This window comes from Kosakonia sp. YIM B13571 (genome assembly GCF_042788095.1).
GTDB classification, from domain to species: Bacteria; Pseudomonadota; Gammaproteobacteria; order Enterobacterales; family Enterobacteriaceae; genus Kosakonia; species Kosakonia quasisacchari.
The window spans coordinates 536,886-557,638 of record NZ_JBHZPL010000002.1; the positions used below are offsets into that span (position 1 = coordinate 536,886).

General features: G+C 53.7%; 18 protein-coding genes. 8 read left to right on the top strand and 10 right to left on the bottom strand.

Annotated elements, in window-relative coordinates; translation table 11 throughout:
• Positions 1–4: 4 nt before the first annotated feature.
• The 3 genes from ACFX4O_RS07630 to ACFX4O_RS07640 all read right to left on the bottom strand — a co-directional run bounded on the left by ACFX4O_RS07630 (position 5) and on the right by ACFX4O_RS07640 (position 2,122).
• Complete coding sequence (locus tag ACFX4O_RS07630; RefSeq protein WP_016495945.1) at positions 5–280, bottom strand: metal/formaldehyde-sensitive transcriptional repressor; 276 nt, start codon at positions 278–280, stop codon at positions 5–7.
• A 254-nt stretch (positions 281–534) separates the two neighbouring features.
• The gene (locus ACFX4O_RS07635) at positions 535–900 is read right to left on the bottom strand and encodes a hypothetical protein (RefSeq protein ID WP_131410404.1); all 366 of its coding nucleotides are present in this window, start codon (positions 898–900) and stop codon (positions 535–537) included.
• A 592-nt stretch (positions 901–1,492) separates the two neighbouring features.
• The gene (locus tag ACFX4O_RS07640; RefSeq protein ID WP_380207947.1) at positions 1,493–2,122 is read right to left on the bottom strand and encodes a LysE family translocator; all 630 of its coding nucleotides are present in this window, start codon (positions 2,120–2,122) and stop codon (positions 1,493–1,495) included.
• Between the two features lie 274 nt (positions 2,123–2,396).
• Between ACFX4O_RS07640 and ACFX4O_RS07645 the strand changes: the two genes are divergently transcribed.
• A complete protein-coding gene (locus tag ACFX4O_RS07645) occupies positions 2,397–2,738 on the top strand; it encodes an anti-adapter protein iraM (protein ID WP_380207948.1) in 342 nt (113 codons plus the stop codon).
• A gap of 181 nt (positions 2,739–2,919) precedes the next feature.
• Here the strand turns inward: ACFX4O_RS07645 and ACFX4O_RS07650 are convergent, their stop codons facing one another.
• Positions 2,920–4,245 (bottom strand): MFS transporter, encoded by a 1,326-nt coding sequence (locus ACFX4O_RS07650; protein ID WP_380207949.1) that lies wholly within the window; start codon positions 4,243–4,245, stop codon positions 2,920–2,922.
• 192 nt (positions 4,246–4,437) lie between these two features.
• Positions 4,438–4,968: a cytochrome b561 gene (gene cybB / locus ACFX4O_RS07655; protein ID WP_380207950.1), complete on the bottom strand. Its 531-nt coding sequence runs from the start codon at positions 4,966–4,968 to the stop codon at positions 4,438–4,440.
• 189 nt (positions 4,969–5,157) lie between these two features.
• Here cybB and gap point away from each other — a divergent pair, with 189 nt between their 5' ends.
• Positions 5,158–6,159 carry a type I glyceraldehyde-3-phosphate dehydrogenase gene (gap, locus tag ACFX4O_RS07660; protein ID WP_380207951.1) on the top strand — a complete coding sequence of 334 codons (1,002 nt, stop codon included), beginning with the start codon at positions 5,158–5,160 and terminating at the stop codon, positions 6,157–6,159.
• 51 nt (positions 6,160–6,210) lie between these two features.
• On the top strand, positions 6,211–7,137 hold the full coding sequence (locus ACFX4O_RS07665; protein ID WP_131410411.1) for an alpha/beta hydrolase: 927 nt from the start codon (positions 6,211–6,213) through the stop codon (positions 7,135–7,137).
• A gap of 35 nt (positions 7,138–7,172) precedes the next feature.
• Here ACFX4O_RS07665 and aldA read toward each other — a convergent pair whose 3' ends face one another.
• From aldA to ACFX4O_RS07680, 3 genes are all read right to left on the bottom strand, one after another.
• Positions 7,173–8,612, bottom strand: coding sequence for an aldehyde dehydrogenase (gene aldA / locus ACFX4O_RS07670; protein WP_131410413.1), 1,440 nt, complete (start codon positions 8,610–8,612; stop codon positions 7,173–7,175).
• A gap of 200 nt (positions 8,613–8,812) precedes the next feature.
• On the bottom strand, positions 8,813–9,613 hold the full coding sequence (locus tag ACFX4O_RS07675; protein WP_131410415.1) for a YdcF family protein: 801 nt from the start codon (positions 9,611–9,613) through the stop codon (positions 8,813–8,815).
• Positions 9,614–9,898: 285 nt separating this feature from the next.
• Entirely contained in the window at positions 9,899–10,348 is a 450-nt protein-coding gene (locus ACFX4O_RS07680) for a GNAT family N-acetyltransferase (RefSeq protein WP_380207952.1), read from the bottom strand.
• 242 nt (positions 10,349–10,590) lie between these two features.
• Between ACFX4O_RS07680 and ACFX4O_RS07685 the strand changes: the two genes are divergently transcribed.
• Genes ACFX4O_RS07685 through ACFX4O_RS07700 form a run of 4 tightly spaced genes read left to right on the top strand, consistent with a single transcriptional unit; the run spans position 10,591 to position 15,404 of the window.
• Positions 10,591–12,243, top strand: a complete 1,653-nt coding sequence (locus ACFX4O_RS07685; RefSeq protein ID WP_380207953.1) for an MFS transporter — start codon at positions 10,591–10,593, stop codon at positions 12,241–12,243.
• 19 nt (positions 12,244–12,262) lie between these two features.
• Positions 12,263–13,345 carry an HlyD family secretion protein gene (locus tag ACFX4O_RS07690; protein ID WP_131410421.1) on the top strand — a complete coding sequence of 361 codons (1,083 nt, stop codon included), beginning with the start codon at positions 12,263–12,265 and terminating at the stop codon, positions 13,343–13,345.
• Entirely contained in the window at positions 13,342–14,718 is a 1,377-nt protein-coding gene (locus ACFX4O_RS07695) for an efflux transporter outer membrane subunit (RefSeq protein ID WP_380207954.1), read from the top strand. The genes ACFX4O_RS07690 and ACFX4O_RS07695 overlap by 4 nt, the downstream gene beginning before the upstream one ends.
• 26 nt (positions 14,719–14,744) lie before the next feature.
• A complete protein-coding gene (locus ACFX4O_RS07700; protein ID WP_380207955.1) occupies positions 14,745–15,404 on the top strand; it encodes an O-methyltransferase in 660 nt (219 codons plus the stop codon).
• 108 nt (positions 15,405–15,512) lie between these two features.
• On the opposite strand, the gene hrpA is transcribed toward ACFX4O_RS07700, so the two are convergent.
• The gene (gene hrpA, locus ACFX4O_RS07705; RefSeq protein WP_380207956.1) at positions 15,513–19,415 is read right to left on the bottom strand and encodes an ATP-dependent RNA helicase HrpA; all 3,903 of its coding nucleotides are present in this window, start codon (positions 19,413–19,415) and stop codon (positions 15,513–15,515) included.
• Positions 19,416–19,622: 207 nt separating this feature from the next.
• Here hrpA and azoR point away from each other — a divergent pair, with 207 nt between their 5' ends.
• The gene (gene azoR, locus ACFX4O_RS07710) at positions 19,623–20,228 is read left to right on the top strand and encodes an FMN-dependent NADH-azoreductase (protein ID WP_131410429.1); all 606 of its coding nucleotides are present in this window, start codon (positions 19,623–19,625) and stop codon (positions 20,226–20,228) included.
• Positions 20,229–20,419: 191 nt separating this feature from the next.
• On the opposite strand, the gene ACFX4O_RS07715 is transcribed toward azoR, so the two are convergent.
• Entirely contained in the window at positions 20,420–20,746 is a 327-nt protein-coding gene (locus ACFX4O_RS07715) for a YdbL family protein (protein WP_131410431.1), read from the bottom strand.
• Positions 20,747–20,753 lie beyond the last annotated feature (7 nt).

The following is a 20,753-nucleotide window of genomic DNA, read 5'->3' on the forward strand; positions in this document are numbered from 1 at the left end:
ATGCTTATTTTAGATAAGAGCGCAGAAGATGACCGACTTCCGCCATGCGCACCGCGCGTTGATCGGCAGTGGTTTCGCCGGTGACCAGCTCATCTTTGAGGTGAATTTCAACCATTTCGCCCATCAGGCCATTGGCTGCGCCGCGTACTGCGGCGATTTGCTGCAAAATCGCGATACAGGGTTCGCCGCTTTCCAGCGCGCGCTCAAGCGCATCAACCTGGCCACGAATGCGACGTACCCGCGTAAGCACGCGTTTTTTATCTTCTGGTGAATGGGGCATCTGACCTCCCTTATACTATAGGGGGGTATGGTAACTTTTATTCTATTACACTGTAAACATTAAACTTTATAGGGTTATCCAAGGGTTAGCAGTTTCAGCACAAAGACACTACGAGCCATACAGCAGCTTTTCGCCGGCCCAAATTCGCCCCTGATCCGAATACGATCCAACCGTCATCAGGAATAACCGCTTTCCTCTTTGACCGCGAATAAAAAAGCCCCGGCGAATGCCGAGGCTTGTGATAAAAAAGGGTATTACCACTTCAGATCTTGTTTTGATGCCTTTTGATTCTCGTTGTACATCATTTCAATAGTCGTGTAATTACACATATCCAATGCCGAATGACAGTATGTCTTAATGACGTTATCCATTATTTTTCGGTCTTTCGCCTGTGAGGCCTCTTTGAATGCGCGCAGATTTTCCTGCTCCATCATTCTTAAAGTAGTTTCCTGACACATATTGAGTTTGCTATTGCAATAATCTTTCTGAACGCGATCTTTAATGTACTTAATAACATCCGCTTTCTGCGCCTCTGAACCATCAAAATCCATAGGATGAATGAATTTTGCGAAAGATAAAGACGGCAGGAAACAGATCAAAAACAACAGTGATTTTTTCATAAACATCCTTTTATTATTAATCAGACACATGTCGTTACATTACATCATATTAGTATGTTTAGCACTCCCTTTTCAGCCTTGAGTCACCGAGTTCCACCAGTAAGATGCACAAATAATTCAGTAAATTTGCGTCTTTCGCTTGATGGATCCCTCTCGGGGCAGATTTCTTGTATTACCTTATCCGCGTATGGTCGTTTCGATGTTATGGGAGAGAGCCATTTTGATGCTTACCGGATACGTTAAAAACGCAGGGCTCTTTTTATCTGCCTCGTGGCAGCATTTTGTTTATCAATATATGGAATGCCACGCAATGGCTTAACTGTTGGCATTTCAGATTGGGCTTATGCAACCTTTCACACGCTTATTTCCACACCTTATGAAGCCGATGCCGATCCCATCTCATTCTTTGCGTTTGTCATTATGCTATGTGTTTATGCATCAATCATGTTTGCGATCGTTAAATTAATTCTTCGCAGGAAGAAGAATTAACTGGCGTTATTACATATACAGATATTGTCGGCCAACATTTTGACCGACAATATTTACTGGTTACCAATGCATAGCTAACTCCTTGCGAAACTCAGCATCGGTGTTACCTCACCAGCGACGAATAAATCAGCTTGATCCCTAAAATACTCAGTACCGTGGCTGATGTTCTGTCCACCGCTGTTTTAATGCGCAGATAAACACGACGTGGTTTTTCCGCCGAGAGCAGCAACGCCACCAGCGAATACCAGCCCGCATCTATCACGAAGCTCATCAGCGGGATCACATAATAGAAGATCGTCGGAATATTGGCTGGCAGCAGTGCGGTGAAAATAGACGCGAAAACGATCGCCGTTTTTGGGTTGCTTAACTGAATAAATAACCCATCACGAAACGTCTTCCATAGTCCTTTAGGTGCGTCGTTATGGCTTAAAGATAATGTCAGCGGCTGCGATGCGCCACGAAAAATCTTCACCGCCATCCAGATAAGATACGCGCCCCCTGCTATCTTAAGCGCCATATAGAGTTCTGGCACCGCATTCAGTACCCTTTGCAATCCCAGCATCGCCATTAGCGCAAAAGTCGCCGCACCAACTCCCATTCCCAGCGACGTGACTAAACCATGAACACGTGAGTGCGCCAGTGAATTCCGCGCGACGTAGATAAAACTCGGACCGGGGCTCATTACCCCCATCATCAGTACGGCGGCAATGGCAATCAGGCTGGACAAAAGCATCGGAAACCTCCTGGCAAGGCGAGAATGAAGTGACGTGATGACTCTAGCAGAGTGAAAACATAATGTATTCACGCTTAGGGAATAAGAAACATATAAAATATATTGTTCAAAACCTCACCATTTTCGTCTGATATCAAAATCCTAAGTAAACTTAATTAAATATATCGTAGATTAATCTGTCGAATATTAAATATAAAATTTAACTTAGGCTTGGAGAGAATTATTTGATAAGATTTTTCTTAGTGAGACATTATGCTATTAGCAAGGAGAACTTATGCGCTGGGATATTACGGATATGCTACTTTCCCCAACGACCGGTACGGCGTTTGCCGTTGCCAGGAACAGTGAGAATTTATCGGTTATCGTTTGGTATCGAGGCAACTATTTTTTGCGTCCGAACAACCACTTACACACTGATGGCTCGCGTGTGTCTATTGATGGAAAGCTACAGAATTTTCGCGTTATTCACACTATGCCCTTTTTCCCTGCTATCTGGAGAACTTTAAAAAATAGTTGTCATTGCCCCGGTAATGATAACGTTTCATTACGAAATTGTGAAAAACAGCAGACATGTTTATTCGAACTTTGTCCCTATGGAATAAAAATGATTTCCTAGGTTAATATCACGTTGATATTTATTCCCTGACCGGACAATTAAATAATCCCTTGTTGATGAGAACCTGAAAGAAAAATTACCAGCAGTTGCGCATAGCTGGCGAACCCGGCTCCGCGACGGATACACGCAACGCCTGTTGCAGATTTGCCTAACAGCCCGGAGGATCCCTCCGGGCAAAACGTCAGCGTTTTAGCGGCTGCCCTGCCGTTTCGCGGGCCCGCAGCACAGTCAGGAAGGTGATTAGCGCCGCGCCCATCACATAGAAGGCTGGCGAGAATTTATCGCCGGTGCTGGTAATGAGCCAGGCGGAGAACCACGGAGTGATGCCACCAAAGAAGGCGACGGCAAAGTTATAGGCGATAGACAACCCACCATAACGAACACTGGTAGGAAAAAGCTCCGCCATTGCGGCCGTACAAGCGCCATCAAACGCGGCGATAAAGGCCCCCAGCATCACCATGGCCAGCACAGCAGAGAGCACATCGCCGTTAGCCATTACCATCATGGCCGGGTAACTCAGCAGAATAAACCCGGCGCACCCGGCCAGCATTAACGGTTTGCGGCCATATTTATCCGACAGATAGCCCATAAACGGTACCAGCACCGCCACGGAAAAAAGACCAATCGTGGTGATGGCGTACGCGTTAAGTTTAGAGAAGTGCAACTCGGTGGAGAGATAACTCGGCATAAATGTTTGCAGCGTCCAGTGCCCGACCGCTTTGATCACCACAAAACCGACACAGAACAGCAACGCGCCCCACGCCGTGGTAACCGCTTTACGCAGTGGTGCGGATTCGGTTTGCCCGTTTTTCATGGCGTCGAGAAATTCAGGTGAATCCTCCAGATGTCTTCGTAAGTAAAGCCCGACCCAGCCTAGCGGCCCGGCAATCAAAAAGGGAATGCGCCAGCCCCAGTCGCTCATCGTGCTTTCACCGAGCGTTGCCGTCAGCAGAAATACCAGCCCGGAGCCCACGACAAAAGCCATAAAACCAAAGTTATCGATCCAGCAGGTGAAGTAGCCACGACGCTCCGTAGGAGCATATTCTGCCAGGTAGGTTGTCGCGCCCGAACTTTCTCCCCCTGCGGCAAAGCCCTGAACCAGGCGGGTTATCACCAACAGCACCGTCGCGGTAATACCAATCTGATGATAAGTCGGCAACAGTCCCATTACGAAGGTGGCACCCGAGGTGAGCAGGATCACCGTTGCCAGCACCTTTTGTCGCCCTTTTCTGTCGCCCAGCGAACCAAAAAACAGCCCGCCAAGGGGGCGCATAATAAACCCCGCGCCAAAGACCGCGAACGACGAAAGCAGTGCGACGCTCGGATCGCCAGCCTGGAAAAACTGCAGGCCGATAATAGCGGCGAGCGTGCCATAAAGACCAAAGTCAAACCATTCGACAAAGTGACCAATGCCGGTAGCGAGCAGCACTTTACGTAATTTGCGCGATCCGACAGCGTGTCCTTGTGTGGCCATCCGATCGAGAGACTCCTGTACTGGCTGTGTCATATCCCCTCCGTCGATAGTGTTTCTATAATAGATATACTATCTACACCGCTTGTACGAATTGCGCACAGCACTGATGACGTAAAATGTGATTTCCGCCCTGCTTTTCAATTTGGAAAACCCGACAGGATCACATTTTAGACGCACAGAAATGAAAAAGCCCCGCAGGAGGCGGGGCCAGGCAACGAGGAACAGTTAGCCGCGTTTGTTCGGCATCATACGCAGCAGCGTGTTGTCTTTAAAATAGTAGTGATGTGCCAGCGCAGCACCGGCATGCAACGCAATGACAAAATACCCGGCGTTGGCCAGCAGCTCGTGGAACGCTTTGAGTGTATCCGCTAAATCATAATTCGCTTCGGCGGCGTATGGCATCGTAATACCGAAAGCAATCCACGGGCCACCGCGGTTATACATCATCAGCAGGCCAAGAATCGGCAAGGCAATAAACAGCAGGTAAATGACCAAATGCCCAAGGTGCGCAAGCCCAGTCATCATGGCTGACGGTTTTGGCACAATCGGCGGCGTCGGGCTTTTCAGCCTCACCAACAGACGCGCCACCATCAGCACCAGAACAGAAATGCCGCATGAAATGTGTACGAGATTGAAAGAAGGACGATAGCTGCGCGGGAAGAATCCGCGTAGTTCCATGGCGCAATATGCTCCAATAACCAGCAGAAACACCAGCCAGTGAATGGCGATTTGTAATCCGGAATATTTGCTACGCATAAGGAACCCCAAAACGAACGAACCGGCGTTCAACATACCGAGCTTTCCTTAAAAATTCATTAACTTTTCCTTATCATTATTCAGCGACTTACCGCGGCCTGAATGTGATTCATTTGCCCAATAACGCCCGCCAGGTTATCACTAAAGAAGTGCAAAACGGTGATTCATTACATTCTGATGGAGAAGTTCATGAGCAAAATTGGCATTAATGGATTTGGGCGCATTGGGCGCCTGGTGTTACGTCGCCTGCTGGAAACCAACAGCGGTGCGGAAGTGGTGGCTATCAACGATCTGACCTCACCCAACGTGCTGGCCTATTTGTTAAAGCATGATTCCAACTACGGCCCGTTCGGCTGGAGCGTCGATTTTACCGAAGACGCGCTGATTGTTAACGGCAAAACCATCACGGTGTATGCGGAAAAAGAGGCGAAAAATATTCCATGGCGCAGCGCCGGTGCGGAGATCATCGTTGAGTGTACCGGCTTTTACACATCGAGCGAAAAATCGCAGGCGCACATCGACGCCGGGGCCAAAAAAGTGCTGATTTCCGCCCCGGCAGGCGAGATGAAAACGATTGTCTATAACGTCAACGACGACACAATTAATGCCCAGGACACCATTATTTCGGTGGCTTCCTGCACCACCAACTGTCTCGCGCCAATGGCTAAAGCATTGCAGGATAATTTCGGCATCAAAGTCGGCACCATGACGACCATCCACGCCTACACCGGTACGCAGGCGTTGGTCGATGGCCCGCGCGGTAAAGATCTGCGCGCCTCCCGCGCCGCGGCGGAAAACATCATTCCGCACACCACCGGTGCGGCAAAAGCTATCGGTCTGGTGATCCCGGCATTGAGCGGCAAACTGAAAGGCCACGCGCAGCGCGTGCCGGTGAAAACCGGTTCCGTTACCGAACTGGTATCGATATTAGAGAAGAAAGTGACCGTTGATGAGATTCATCAGGCGCTGAAAAAAGCCACCGAGAACAACGAATCTTTTGGTTACACCGACGATGAGATCGTCTCTTCTGACGTTATCGGCAGCCATTTCGGTTCCGTTTTTGACGCCACCCAAACTGAGATCACCGAAGCTGGCGATGTGCAACTGGTCAAAACCGTCTCCTGGTACGACAACGAATACGGTTTTGTCACCCAGTTGGTTCGCGTGCTCGAAAAATATCGCGCACTGTAATCTCTCCCCCCACGCCGGGTAATGACCCGGCGTATTCAAACCAGGCAACACATGAGAAATATCAGCCCGGAAGATTTACTCACATTGATGAATGTGGCAGTACAACACGCCACGACGTTCCCCGTCTGGCCGACCGGTGAAGCCCCTGGCGCTGCTGTAAGCCCAGTGCAGTTTCAACTTGAAGAGCATCATACCGGCCCGTCGCTTTTTGACCGTTCCGTTACCGGTGTCCGCGCACCGCACATTACTGTCTACGCGCCACAAAACCCGAACGGCGTCGGCATTCTGGTCACACCTGGCGGCTCTTATCGCCGCGTGGTGCTGGATAAAGAAGGCAGCGCGCTGGCACCCTGCTTTAACGCCAAAGGCTACACACTGTTTGTCATGACCTACCGCCTACCGGGCGATGGGCATGAGGAAGGTGCGAACGCGCCACTGGCCGACGTACAACGTGCGATTCGCGTCATTCGCGCTCGTGCGCAAGAGTGGCGCATCGATCCTGAACGTATTGGCATTATGGGTTTTTCCGCCGGCGGTCACGCCGCAGCCAGCCTTGGCACTCGCTACGACGAAAACGTCTACCGCCCCGTCGATGCGATGGATCAACAAAGCGCTCGCCCGGCGTTTATGGCGCTGGTTTATCCGGTGATTACCATGCACCAGGAGATTGACCACCCGATGTCGCGCCAGCAGCTGATTGGCGATACACCGAGCGCTGAGCAAATCCGCCACTACTCTGCAGAGCAGATGGCCGATGAAAACACGCCGCCGACTTTTTTACTGCATGCGGTCGATGACCCGGCAGTCAAAGTGGAAAACAGTGTGGTCATGTTTAACGCCTTGCGCCGCCTTGGCGTGCCGGTTGAAATGCATCTGTTCGAGCAGGGGAAACACGGTTTTGGCATTCGCGATGCGCTGGGTTTACCGGCGGCAATATGGCCGGAACTGATGATGGCGTGGATAGCAACCAAAGTATGAAACGTGCCCCCGCCAGTAAGCGGGGGCCATGTAAATCAGGATTGTAGATAGACCATTTGCGTTTGCAGATACTCGTTAAGACCGTGGCGACCATCCGCCCCACCGATGCCCGATTTGCGCCAGCCCGCATGGAAACCCTGCATCGCTTCAAAGTTCTCGCGGTTAACATAAGTTTCACCAAATTTCAGGCCACGCACTGCTTTCATCGCTGTAGTCAGATCGCGGGTATAGACGGACGATGTCAGACCATAATCACTGTCGTTCGCCATTGCCAGCGCCTCTTCCAGCGTGTCGAACGCCACCACCGGCAACACCGGGCCAAATGTTTCTTCATGCATAATGGCCATCTCCTGGCGCACATCAAGCAGCAGCGTCGGCGGGTAAAAATAGCCTTTGCCAGTGACCGCTTTACCGCCCAGCACCACGCGCGCCCCTTCTGACACGGCGCGTTCGACCTTCTCTTCAACACGTTGCAGCGCCGCTGCACTGATAAGCGGCCCCATCGCAATATCGTTACGCTGCGTCGGATCGCCAAACTGTACCACTTTCATTGCTTCACCAAGACGATTGACAAAACGGTCATAAATCCCTTTTTGCACATACACGCGTTCAGCGCAGTTACACACCTGCCCGGTGTTGATGACGCGGGAATCGACAATCGCTTTCACAGCCAGCTCCAGGTCGGCATCATCAAAGACAATCGCTGGCGCTTTACCACCCAGTTCCAGGCACACTTTGGTGATGTTTTTCGCCGCTGCCGCCATGATTTTCTCGCCCGCGCCAACGCTGCCAGTCATGCTGACCATCGCCACTTTCGGGTTTCCCGCCAGCTCCTGGCCGACGGTTTCCCCACGCCCAAGCACCAGATTAAAGACGCCTTTTGGTAAGCCGACATCATGGACGATTTTCGCGAAGGCTAATGCGTTGTTCGGCGTGAACTCGCTCGGTTTAATCACGATTGTGTTGCCAGTAATCAGCGCGGGTGCCATTTTGCGGGCAATCAGGAAGAACGGGAAATTCCACGGCAAAATACCAGTGGTGACACCCAGCGGGCGTTTAAATACGAAGATATTTTCGCCCGGACGGTCGCTTTGCAGGATTTCGCCCTCATAGCGCCGCGCCCACTCGGCCATATAGTCGATGTAATCGGCGGTAAAGGAGACTTCCACCTCGGCCAGTTGCTGGATTTTTCCCCCTTCGGCGACAATCAGCGCGCTAATCTCACGCGCGTTTTCACGAATACCCGCTGCGATTTTGCGTAACCAGCCCGCGCGCTCAATAGCGGGCAGCGCTTCCCAGCCCGGCTGCGCGCGCTCGGCGGCATCAATGGCCTTCCGCGCATCGTCTGCTGTGCCATCGGGAATGCGCGCCAGAATTTCTTCGGTTGCCGGGTTGATGACATCCAACCACGTATCACCTTGCCAGCTCACGAATTGACCATCGATAAACATAGGGTGCTGCACCGGTGCTGTCATGCCTCGCTCCTGTAATAACATTGTTTTTAACAAGTGAAGTCATTGTTAAAAATCTATCTGCGCGCGACACTTTTCCCATAGACAGGGGCCGCTTTTGTGAGAGAACGCATAAAAGAAGCGCGAAAAAGCAACAAAGCAATGGCAAGTACAGCGGAGGAAATGCCCGTTTGCGGCGGCGTCTGCGCAAACGGGCATCGGGGTTACAAAAAGCGGCTGCCCAGTGCAGCAGCAAGGGTTGTGTCTGCCTTCAAGACTTGCCAGGCAGTTTCGACTTCCTGAGGAAAATCAACGTGAATGATGAAATCCCGACCGTTTGGCCCGTAGCCATTGTCGTCATCGCGCAGGCGCGGCACTTCCCCCAGCAACAACGACAAATAACGCTCAACTGGCCATAAACCTTGCTGTTGGGGCTGGAATGCCAGCCCTTCAGACGTGTTGGTTAATTGCGGGATAAAACCCGGCCAGCTCATCCAGTGCGGCGCATCGCGACACTGCTGGCTGAGGCGGGCGAAAGTCGCCATTGTGCGCCGCTGCATAGTGGGATCCTGCACCACCATTACGGTTTTGGGTTTTACTCCCTGCGTCATCAGCATATCGATACTGAACCTGGCGTTCTCGCCACAGTTAGTGGATTTGTCCTCAACGAGGATCTGTTTCTCATCAATCTGCCAGAACTGCCGTGCAATATCGGCCAGAATAGCCGCTTCACCGCGCCCGGTGGTACGCACGACGTTATAGCGTGGGTGCCGGGCGATAGCGGAATAAAGAAACGTGGTGGAATGCCCTACGCCGCCGCTTATCAGAAGCGGCGTTTGCTGCGCCGCCGCCAGCGCACAGGCAGCATCAATAGTCGGAATGACGGCATTACCAGCCAGAATGACCACATCTGCCCGCACGGGCGTGGGCTTACCGACAAAATCATTTTGCGCCAGCCACGCACCCAACGTGTTGACCGCCGCCAGCGAGCGCTCAGTTAAGGTAGGAAAAGTCGTCATCAGCATAGAACCTCCTTCGCTTTAGTTTACAGCCTAGCGCGACGACACTGGCTGAACAGAGGATCACTCCGAATCCCATTCACAGCGGTTCAGGTAAGTTTCCGTCCCCATTTTTGCAATAAGCCGAAATACCCTATACCCCGGTACCTTAACCCGCCGTTCTCGCGCTTTGTAACAGCGTCCGTTGATGAACATTGGGAGCAAAAACGGCACAGGTTTCATATTTCGGCGCTTCTATTGCCCGAGGGAAGCTCAGCGCTAACGACATACCTCATCGTCACAGCGTGCAGGCTACAACGCTTTCTCGAAACATACCGCTTCCGGCCGGCCAATATAGTTGCCGTAGTTTTCACGGATCCGAAAGCCATTGCGCTGATAGAAATCAACGGCACGCTGATTGATTTGTCGCGTCTCCAGCCACAGTGCCTGAAAACCGCGTTCGCGTGCATGGTGTTCCAGTGCGCGGAGTAACTGCGCGCCTACACCACGCGTGCCGGGGCGCGCATACATGCGTTTGATTTCACCGATCCCGGCAGACAATTCACGAATCGCGACACAGCCGACGGCCACTGCGTTTTCTCGTGCCAGCAAAGAGAAGCCCCGCTCGCCTAAAGTTGAGGCGTCAAACGAAGCTCTACCACTACTACCTGTAAGTTGTTGAAGGTAATCAGAAAGCGCGTCCTGAAGCTGCTGACACTCAGGATCGGATACATGGGTAAGCGTAACGGTTATGGCAGGCATTGTGACGTTGTCACCTGTAGCAAGTTTATTTTTAACAATAAAGCAGATTACTTATTGTCAGTAACCTATATTTTTCTTATGCGCTTGCATTGCCTTTAGCGCCACAAGTAGAATCGTTAGCCCGCTAACTATTTACATCTATAACCTTTGTTTTATATGGGTAATTGCTGTTTCCGACACCTTCATCCGCGCACGAAATACCGTCGCGAACTGTCACGCTTATACCAGGCTGGGAAAATGTAATGCGTTTGCCGAAAAGCGATCCGTACACGCAACGCGAATGGCAGCCGCATGAAAAACCATTGCTGCTGGGTTCGCCTTCCACCCCCTATCACAGTACCCCGCGCCGCATCGCCTATGGCGTCGTTGGCTTGCTGGTGTGCATGACCGGTGCGCTCGGCAATGCAATGGTGACGGCCAACCTGCAAAACCTGCAAGGCACGTTTGCTGCCTGGTCAACAGAAATCGCCTGGCTGCCCGCCGTGTATGTGATGACCAACATGTCGATTAACCTGCTGCTGGTAAAGTTTCGCCAGCAATACGGTCTGCGCGCGTTTACCGAAGGGTTTCTGGTGCTGTATGTGCTGGTGACGTTCTTCCATTTATTTATTAATGATCTCAGCTCAGCCCTGTTTGTCCGCGCCGCGCACGGCATGGTGGCGGCAGCGCTCAGTTCGCTCGGTATTTATTATCAAATCCAGGCCTGGCCGGCGAAGCATCGCCTAAAAGCGCTAACCATTGGTATTACCGGCTCAACGTTGGCCATTCCGATTGCTCGCCTCTTCTCCACCGAACTGCTACAGCTGGACGAGTGGCGCGGCCTGTATCTGTTTGAGCTTGGGCTGGCGCTGCTCTCTCTCGGTTGCGTGATCGCTTTAAAATTGCCGCCGGGCGATCGCAAAAAAGTGTTTGAAAAAAAAGATTTCATCACCTTCTTCCTGCTCGCGCCAGGCATGGCCCTGCTGTGTGCCGTTCTGTCACTGGGTCGGCTCGACTGGTGGTTTGAAGCGCCCTGGATTGGCTGGTCGCTGGCAGGCGCAGTGGTGCTGATCGTCTCGGCAATTGCCTTTGAGCACAACCGCGCTAACCCGCTGCTCAATACGCGCTGGCTCTCCAGCGGCAGCATTGTGCGCCTTGGGCTGATTATGCTGCTGATCCGCATTGTGCTCGCCGAACAGAACACCGGCGTGTTTGGCTGGCTGCAATATGTCGGCCTGCAAAACGAGCAAATGACCAGCCTCGCGTGGTCGATCCTGGTGGGCATTATCTGCGGTATTACTGCCAGTTGCCTGACAATTAAACCCCAGCGGCTGGCATGGCCAATTGTTACCTCGCTGGTGCTGATGATTATTGCCTCGCTGCTGGATAGCCAGTCCACCAGTTTGACGCGGCCCAACCAGTTGATGCTAAGCCAGTTTTTGCTCGGTTTTGCCAGTGCATTTTTTATCGCGCCAGCGATGCTGGCGGGGATTGGTGGCGTGGTGGCAGAGCCGCGCAACCTGGTCAGTTTCTCGGTGTTGTTTGGCATGAGCCAGAATCTCGGCGGGTTGCTGGGTTCTGCTATTCTCGGCACTTTTCAGACCTGGCGGGAAAAGTACCACTCCAGCTTGTTAGCGGATCAGCTCACCACCTTAAACCCGCTGGTCAATGAGCGATTGCAGTATTACAGCCAGATGTTTCAAAGCCAGCTAGGCGACAGTTCATTGCTGAGTACGCAAGCAGTGACGCAACTGCAAACGTTGTCGACGCTGGAAGCGAATATTCTGGCTTACAACGATACTTATCTGCTGACGGCCAGTATTGCCGCCGCCACACTGATTTGGATTTTATGGCGCTTGTTGCGCCTGCGCATTACTGCCCGCCTTGTCTTGAAGCGGGCCACTGGGAGCAAATAATAATGTTACTGGAGTGTCTATGAGCCAGCAGGATGCCGCCAAAGAGCGGGCCAATACCCGCAGCAATTTACGTGTGGTTTCTCTTTTCTCCGCCGCCGCGATTGGCCTGGTCGGCGTACTGGTGATCCTTTACGCCTGGCAGTTACCGCCGTTTACGCGCCATACACAATTTACCGATAACGCCTATGTGCGCGGCCAGACGACCTTTATCAGCCCACAGGTGAACGGTTATATCACTGAAGTGCCGGTGCAGGATTTCACGGTGGTGAAAAAAGGCGATCTGATTATGCAGATCGATGACCGAATTTACCGCCAGCGAGTCGACCAGGCGAAAGCCACACTGTCGATGAAGCTGGCCGCGTTGGATAACAACCTCCAGCAGCGTAAAAGCGCACAGGCAGTGATTGCCCGTAATGAAGCGGCGCTCGCCAGCGCGAAAGCGCAGGATCTGAAATCTCAAGCGGATTTAAAACGCGTTAAAGCGCTGACGGCAGACGGTTCGCTCTCCATCCGTGAACGCGACGCCGCACTCGCCACTGCCGCGCAGAACACCGCCAATATTGCGCAGGCACAAGCGACGCTTGAGATGTCGCGTCAGGATCTGCAAACCACCGTGGTGAACCGGGGTTCATTGCAGGCGGATGTGGAAAATGCCAAAGCCGCGCTTGAACTGGCGCAAATTGATCTGCAAAACACCCGCATCGTCGCGCCTCGCGATGGGCAACTGGGACAAATCAGCGTGCGCCTTGGCGCGTATGTCACCGCCGGAACACACCTGACCTCGCTGGTGCCATCGCAGCGCTGGGTAATTGCCAACCTGAAAGAGACGCAACTGGCGGATGTGGTAGTCGGACAAGCGGTGCGTTTTACCGTTGATGCACTTAACGGGCGCAGCTACCACGGGCGCGTAGAGAGTATCTCGCCGGCCACCGGCGTGGAGTTCAGCGCCATCAGCCCGGATAACGCCACCGGTAACTTTGTCAAAATCGCCCAACGTATTCCGGTGCGCATCCAGGTGGAGGCAAAACCCGACGAGCTGGCAAGGTTGCGCCCTGGGATGTCGGTGCAGGTGCATATTGATACGCGGGAGGCAGAGCAATGAAGCGGCATCTCTGCGTTACCGCGTTAAGTCTCACCCTTGCGGGTTGCCAGTCCGCCGATGTCCAGCAAGCTCAACCGTCGCTGCAAATCCCGGCAGCCTGGCGCAGTGAGGCGGGCCCGGTCAGCAAAACGGATAGCGTCTGGTGGCGCAACTTTCACGACAGCCAGTTGAACCGTTATGTCGATCAGGCGCTGCGCCACAACAGCGACGTGCTGATTGCCCGCGAACGGGTCAATGAATATCAGGCGCGGGTTTATGCCGCCGACAGTGCTCTGTTCCCCGAGCTGGACGCGGGCATTTCCGGCACCCGCGCACGTTCTCAGTCAGCCGCAACGGGTTTGCCCATTCACAGCACCTTATACAAAGGTAATCTGACAGCCAGTTACAACGTGGATATCTGGGGGGCCAGCCGCAGCGCGTCTCGCGCGGCAGACGCCTCGCTTGAGGCACAGAAAGCGGCGGCTGTAGCGGCCGATCTGACGGTGGCGACCAACGTCGCTTCCGGCTACCTCACGTTACTGTCGCTGGATGCGCAGTTACAGGTCACGCAATCCACGCTGAAAGCGCGGGAAGATGCGCTCAAACTTGCCCGCAGCCAGTTTGAGACGGGCTATACTTCCCGACTGGAGTTGATGCAATCGGATTCAGAGTTGCGCAGCACGCGCGCGCAGATCCCGGTACTGCAACATCAGATAAGCCAGCAGGAAAATGCGTTGAGTGTGCTGCTGGGTAATAATCCGGGCGCGGTTAATCGTGGCGAATTTGCGGCGTTAACCCCGCTGAAATTACCCTCTCAGTTACCGTCGAGTTTGCTCAACCGTCGGCCGGACATTGTGCAGGCGCAGCGCCAGTTGGTTGCCGCCGATGAAACGCTGGTCGCGTCGCAGGCGAAATTACTGCCGTCGATTAACCTGACGGCAACCGGCAGCATGCAGGACGATACGCTGCCCGGTCTGCTCGATAACCCGCTGCGGTTGTGGAGTGTTGGCGGCAGTATTCTTGCACCGTTGCTCAACCGCCAGGCGCTCAATGCGCAGGTTGATGTCTCCATGTCGCAGCGCAATCAGGCGCTCTACACCTATGAAAAAACCGTGCGCAACGCTTTCAAAGAGGTGAACGATAGCCTCGATGCCATCACACGCCTGGGCGAGCAACTCGCCGAACTTGCCGGGCAAGTCGATGTGGCGCAAGAGACGTTACGCATTGCGCAAAACCGTTATCACAACGGTTATTCCTCTTATCTGGACGTGCTGGACGCCCAGCGCACGCTGTTTTCCGCTCAACTGAGCGCGGTACAGGTAAAAAACAATCTGTTACTGGCGCAGGTGGATCTCTATCGCGCACTGGGAGGCGGCTGGTCCGGGCTAAATTAAGTTTCTGATAAACCAGGAGTGATGCTATGCAGCAGAAGTGGTCCGCGGTTGATGAATACTTAGAAAAACAGTTGATTCCGGAAGATGAGATCCTGACGCAAGTGCTGGCAAATAACCAGCGCGCGGGGCTTCCGGCCATTGATGTTTCACCTACGCAGGGGCAATTACTGGCCTTGTTTGTGCGCATGACACGAGCGAAGCGCATTCTTGAAATCGGCACGCTGGGTGGTTACAGCACGCTTTGGATGGCGCGCGAGCTGCCAACCGGCGGCGAGTTGCTAACGCTGGAAGCCGATCCGCTACACGCAGCGATAGCGCGCGAAAACCTGCACGTTGCCGGCGTGGCGCATCTGGTCACCGTCGCCGAAGGCCCGGCGCTCCAGACGCTGGAAAACCTTGGTGAACGCCCGCCGTTCGATCTGATTTTTATTGATGCCGACAAACCCAATAACCCGACCTACCTGAAATGGGCGATGCACTATGCTCACCCTGGCACACTGATTATTGGCGATAATGTGGTGCGCGACGGTGAAGTAACTAACCCGACGACTACCGATGCCAGCGTGCAGGGTGTGCGGAAATTCATCGAGATGATAGGTGCCGATCCGCGCCTGACGGCCACCGCGATGCAAACGGTGGGCATCAAAGGCTGGGATGGTTTTACGCTTGCCTGGGTAAATGCGTAGGAGTTGTCGCGGCGAGCATGTTCAGATGGCGATATTCGATTGACCGACAGAGGGTTGAAGTGAGGGGGTTGCCCGGCAAGCGTCGCGCCACCGGGCAGCCTACGATCATCAGGCGCTAATCTGCTCCATCGCCTGCAGGATACGCTTATCGGAGATCGGGTACGGCGTACCCAACTGCTGCGCAAAGTAGCTCACGCGCAGTTCTTCAATCATCCAGCGGATCGCTTTTACATCCTCATCTTCCCGGCGCGCCGGCGGCAGTTTATTGAGCCACTGCTGCCAAGCCTGTTGCGTCTGATCCACTTTCAGCATCTGCGCGCGATCGCGATGCGGATCGACAGCCAGCTTCTCCAGCCGCTTCTCTATCGCTTGCAGATAACGCAACGTGTCGCCGAGACGGCGGAAACCATTGCCGGTAACAAACCCGCGATACACCAGCCCGCTCATCTGCGTTTTGATGTCCGACAGCCCGAGCGCCATGGTCATATCAACGCGCCCTTTCAGCCGCTTGTTGATATTGAACACCGCCGTCAGGATCTGTTCGACCTGTTTGGCGATCTCTACCACCGTTTCGTTCAGCTCGGCGCGCACTTTTTCATGCAGCGCGGCGAAATTCTCTTCCGTCCACACCGGACCGCCCGCTTCATCAATCAGTTTGTCTACGCCGCAGGAAATGCAGTCATCAATCAGATCCAGCACCTTGCCGTACGGGTTGAAATAGAGCCCAAGCTTGGCTTTGTTCGGTAATTTTTCGTGCAGATATTTAATTGGCGACGGAATGTTTAGCAACAGCAGACGGCGAATACCGCGCCACATTGCCTGTTGCTGCTCCAGCGGGTTATCAAACAGTTTGATCGCGACGCTGTCACGTTCATCGACCAACGCAGGCCAGGCTTTCACTTTGTAATTACCGCGTTTTTGCTCGTAACTTTCCGGAAGTTGGCCAAAACTCCAGATATGCAACCCGCTCTGTTCGATGCCGTCATCAGCCACCGCGGAGAGCGTTTCCTGCACTTTGCCCTTCAGGCGCTCTTTCAGTTCACTTAGCGAACGTCCTTCGAGCAGCTTCTTGTTCTTGTCATCAACCACACGGAAGCTGATTTTCAGGTGATCGGGCACCTGATCCCAGTGCCAGTCGTCACGGTCGACGGTGACACCGGTCATTCGGCGCAGTTCGCGCTCCAGCGCGTCCAGCAACGGCAGCTCAAGCGGCGTGACGCGCCCCAGAAACGCTTCGGCGTAGTTCGGCGCGGGTACAAAGTTGCGCCGCGTCGGTTTCGGCAGCGATTTGATCAGCGCGATCACCAGCTCGCGGCGCAGGCCGGGAATTTGCCACTCAAAACCGCTCTCTTCGACCTGATTTAATAACGGCAGCGGAATATGCACCGTTACGCCATCGGCATCCGCGCCCGGTTCAAACTGGTAACTCAGGCGCAGTTTCAGGTTGCCCTGATGCCAGAAGTTGGGGTAATCAAGCTTACTGACCCCTTCTGCGCCCTCTTTGATCAACATGCTCTTTTCGAAATTGAGCAGATCGGGGGTTTCGTGGCTGGCCTTTTTCCACCAGCTGTCGAAATGGCGAGCAGAAATCACCTCGTGGCTGATGCGCTGGTCATAAAACTCAAACAGCGTTTCGTCGTCCACCAAAATGTCGCGGCGGCGGGATTTGTGCTCCAGTTCCTCCACTTCCGCGCGCAGTTTCAGGTTGTCGCGAAAGAAAGCATGGCGAGTTTGCCAGTCACCTCCGACCAGCGCGTGGCGGATAAAGAGCTCACGACACAGCGCCGGGTCAATCTGGCTGTAGTTCACCTTACGCGCCGCAACGATCGGCAGACCGTAGACGGTCACTTTTTCCGTTGCCATCACCGCGCCCTGCGCACGCTCCCAGTGCGGTTCACTGTACGAACGTTTAATCAGGTGCTGCGCTACCGGTTCAACCCACTCCGGATCAATGCGTGCGGCGATGCGCCCCCACAAGCGGCTGGTTTCCACCAGTTCTGCAACCATTGTCCATTTCGGCGGTTTTTTGAATAAACCCGAGCCAGGAAAGATGGAAAAACGGGCATTACGCGCGCCGGTAAATTCCTGTTTGTCGGCGTCTTTCATACCTATGTGCGACAGCAAACCGGTTAACAGCGCAATATGAATTTCGCGATATTCCGCAGGCTCGCTATTGACCGGGATCCCCAACGCTTTCACCACCTGGCGCAGTTGGGTGTAGATATCCTGCCATTCACGCACGCGCAAATAGTTCAGGTAATCCACCCGACACTGACGGCGGAACTGGTTAGACGAGAGCGCTTTTTGCTGCTCGCCCAGGTAATTCCATAGATTCACAAACGCGAGGAAGTCCGACTCTTTATCATGGAAGCGTTGATGCTTCTCGTCCGAGGCCTGCTTTTTATCTAACGGGCGTTCGCGCGGATCCTGAATCGATAGCGCCGACGTAATGATCATCGCTTCGCGCACACAACCATATTTTTGCGCTTCCAGCACCATACGCGCCAGGCGCGGATCGACCGGCAGTTGCGATAGCTGGCGACCCAGCGGCGTCAGTTTATACGCCGTCTGTTGCTCGTCGGTGGTGATCGCGCCCAACTCTTCCAGCAGGCGCACACCGTCCTGAATATTGCGTTTATCCGGCGCTTCAACAAACGGGAAGGCAGCGATATCGCCGAGCCCCAACGCCGTCATTTGCAGAATGACCGATGCCAGGTTGGTACGCAGAATTTCCGGATCGGTAAATTCCGGGCGTGACAGGAAATCATCTTCCGAATAGAGGCGAATACAGATCCCTTCCGACACGCGGCCGCAGCGCCCTTTACGCTGGTTGGCGGACGCCTGCGAAACCGGTTCAATCGGCAAACGCTGCACTTTGGTGCGATAGCTGTAGCGGCTGATGCGCGCCGTGCCGGGATCAATCACATATTTGATGCCCGGTACGGTCAGCGAGGTTTCCGCCACGTTGGTCGCCAGCACGATGCGCCGCCCGCCGTGCGGCTGGAATACACGGTTCTGTTCACTGTTTGATAAACGCGCATACAGCGGCAGAATTTCCGTGTGGCGCAGATCGCGCTTACTCAGTGCATCGGCGGTGTCACGGATTTCCCGCTCGCCGCTCATGAAAATCAGAATATCGCCTGCGCTTTCGCGGCCAAGCTCATCCACCGCATCGAAAATCGCCTGTAACTGGTCGCGTTCCGTGTCATCCGCTTCCTCGACAATCGGCCGGTAGCGCACTTCTACCGGGTAGGTGCGCCCGGACACTTCGATAATCGGCGCGTTATTGAAATGGCGCGAGAAACGTTGCGGATCGATGGTGGCGGACGTGATGATGATTTTCAGATCCGGGCGACGCGGCAGTAATTCACGCAGGTAACCCAGCAGAAAATCGATGTTCAGGCTACGTTCGTGCGCCTCATCGATAATGATGGTGTCGTATTGCATCAACAATCGATCCTGCTGGATTTCCGCCAGCAGAATACCGTCGGTCATCAGCTTGACCATGGTGTTGTCGCTAACGTGATCACTGAAACGCACTTTATAGCCGATGCAGCCGCCAGGCTCAGTTTTCAGCTCTTCGGCAATACGGTTGGCAACGGTACGCGCCGCCAGGCGACGCGGCTGGGTATGGCCGATCAACCCTTTGATGCCGCGCCCCAGTTCCATGCAAATTTTCGGTAACTGGGTGGTTTTACCGGAGCCGGTTTCCCCCGCCACAATCACCACCTGGTTATCGCGGATGGCTTCGAGGATCGCCTGTTTTTTCTGGCTGACCGGCAAGTTGTCCGGGTAATCAATGGTCGGGCGTGCAGCTTCGCGCTGCGCCACTTTTCCGGCGGCTTCGCTTATCTCTTGCGCCAGCTTCTGCAACAGCGCTTGCTGAGATTCAGGATTTTTAACTTTCTTGCTGCCATGCAGGCGGCGGGCGTAGCGTTGTTGGTCGCGTAGCATCAGGGTATTGAGCTGCGCGCTAAGATCGGTAATCGTCAATTTCTGTTGTTCTGTCATAGCGTTATGGGGCAGAGCACTGCCTGGAAACATCTTAAGTTCGCAATCGCAGTAGGATAGCACATCGATGTAACCCTTTTCTTGTTCAAGAAATTCGAACATAGGATTCGATATATTGCGCTATTCATGTCGTGAATTTGTGAATAGAGTGTCATAACGTCACGGGGCAACCCATTGCAAATACAATATAAATAAAGGAAACACCCAATGAGCAAAGTTCTCGTTCTTAAATCCAGTATTCTGGCAGGGTACTCACAGTCTGGTCAGTTGGCCGATTATTTCGTTGAACAGTGGCGCGAAAAACACGCGGCGGATCACATTACCGTTCGTGACCTGGCCGCTAACCCGATCCCGGTGCTGGATGGTGAACTGGTTGGCGCGCTGCGCCCGAGCGATGCACCGCTGACACCGCGTCAGCAGGAAGCGCTGGCACTCTCCGACGAGCTGATCGCTGAGCTGCAAGCACATGACGTGATTGTCATTAACGCCCCGATGTACAACTTCAACATCCCGACGCAGCTGAAAAACTACTTCGACCTGGTGGCGCGTGCTGGCGTTACGTTCCGTTATACCGAAGCCGGTCCGGAAGGTCTGGTGAAAGGTAAACGCGTTGTCGTGGTTTCAAGCCGTGGCGGTATCCATAAAGACAGCCCATCCGATCTGGTTGCGCCGTACCTGAAATTGTTCCTGGGCTTTATCGGCATTACCGATGTGAACTTTGTCTTCGCAGAAGGCATCGCTTACGGCCCGGAAGTGGCGACCAAAGCGCAGACCGACGCAAAAGCAGCCATCGATAGCCTGGTGGCAGCCTAAGATTTCTCCCTCTCACCGCCCGGTGGGAGGGTTCTTTTCCCCGCTATTTGCTTTCCGCAATGTTCTCTTTGGTTGTTCTTCTGTGGTTGAGACCTTTGGCCGATCCGCCGGCCGAATGGTCATTGACCTGCCGGGCTGAAGATACCTGGCGTGGTTGCACCAGCACATTGGCCATGAAAACAACGCGCCGCCTACTGTTTCTTCAGCCATTTACCATTAATGCCCTGTACATAATCGCCAGGCTTCGCGCGTTCCACCAGTTTCTGCCCGGCCATTTTGGCAACATCATCAACGGCGATGTTATTGCGATCGGCTAACTGTTGGTAGCTCTCGGTCCTCGCTTTATTAATGCGATCAACCAGCGCCAGCGTCTCTTTATCCTGGCTTATCGGCGCGACATAGCCATTGAGCGTTTCGCCTACGCGCCCCTGACTGCGGGCCTCATCAAGCGTCAGCGCCTGAGCGGTTGCGCTGAAAAGGCCAACGGCCAGCAGCGCGCTTATGACACGTTTTTTCATCATCGCC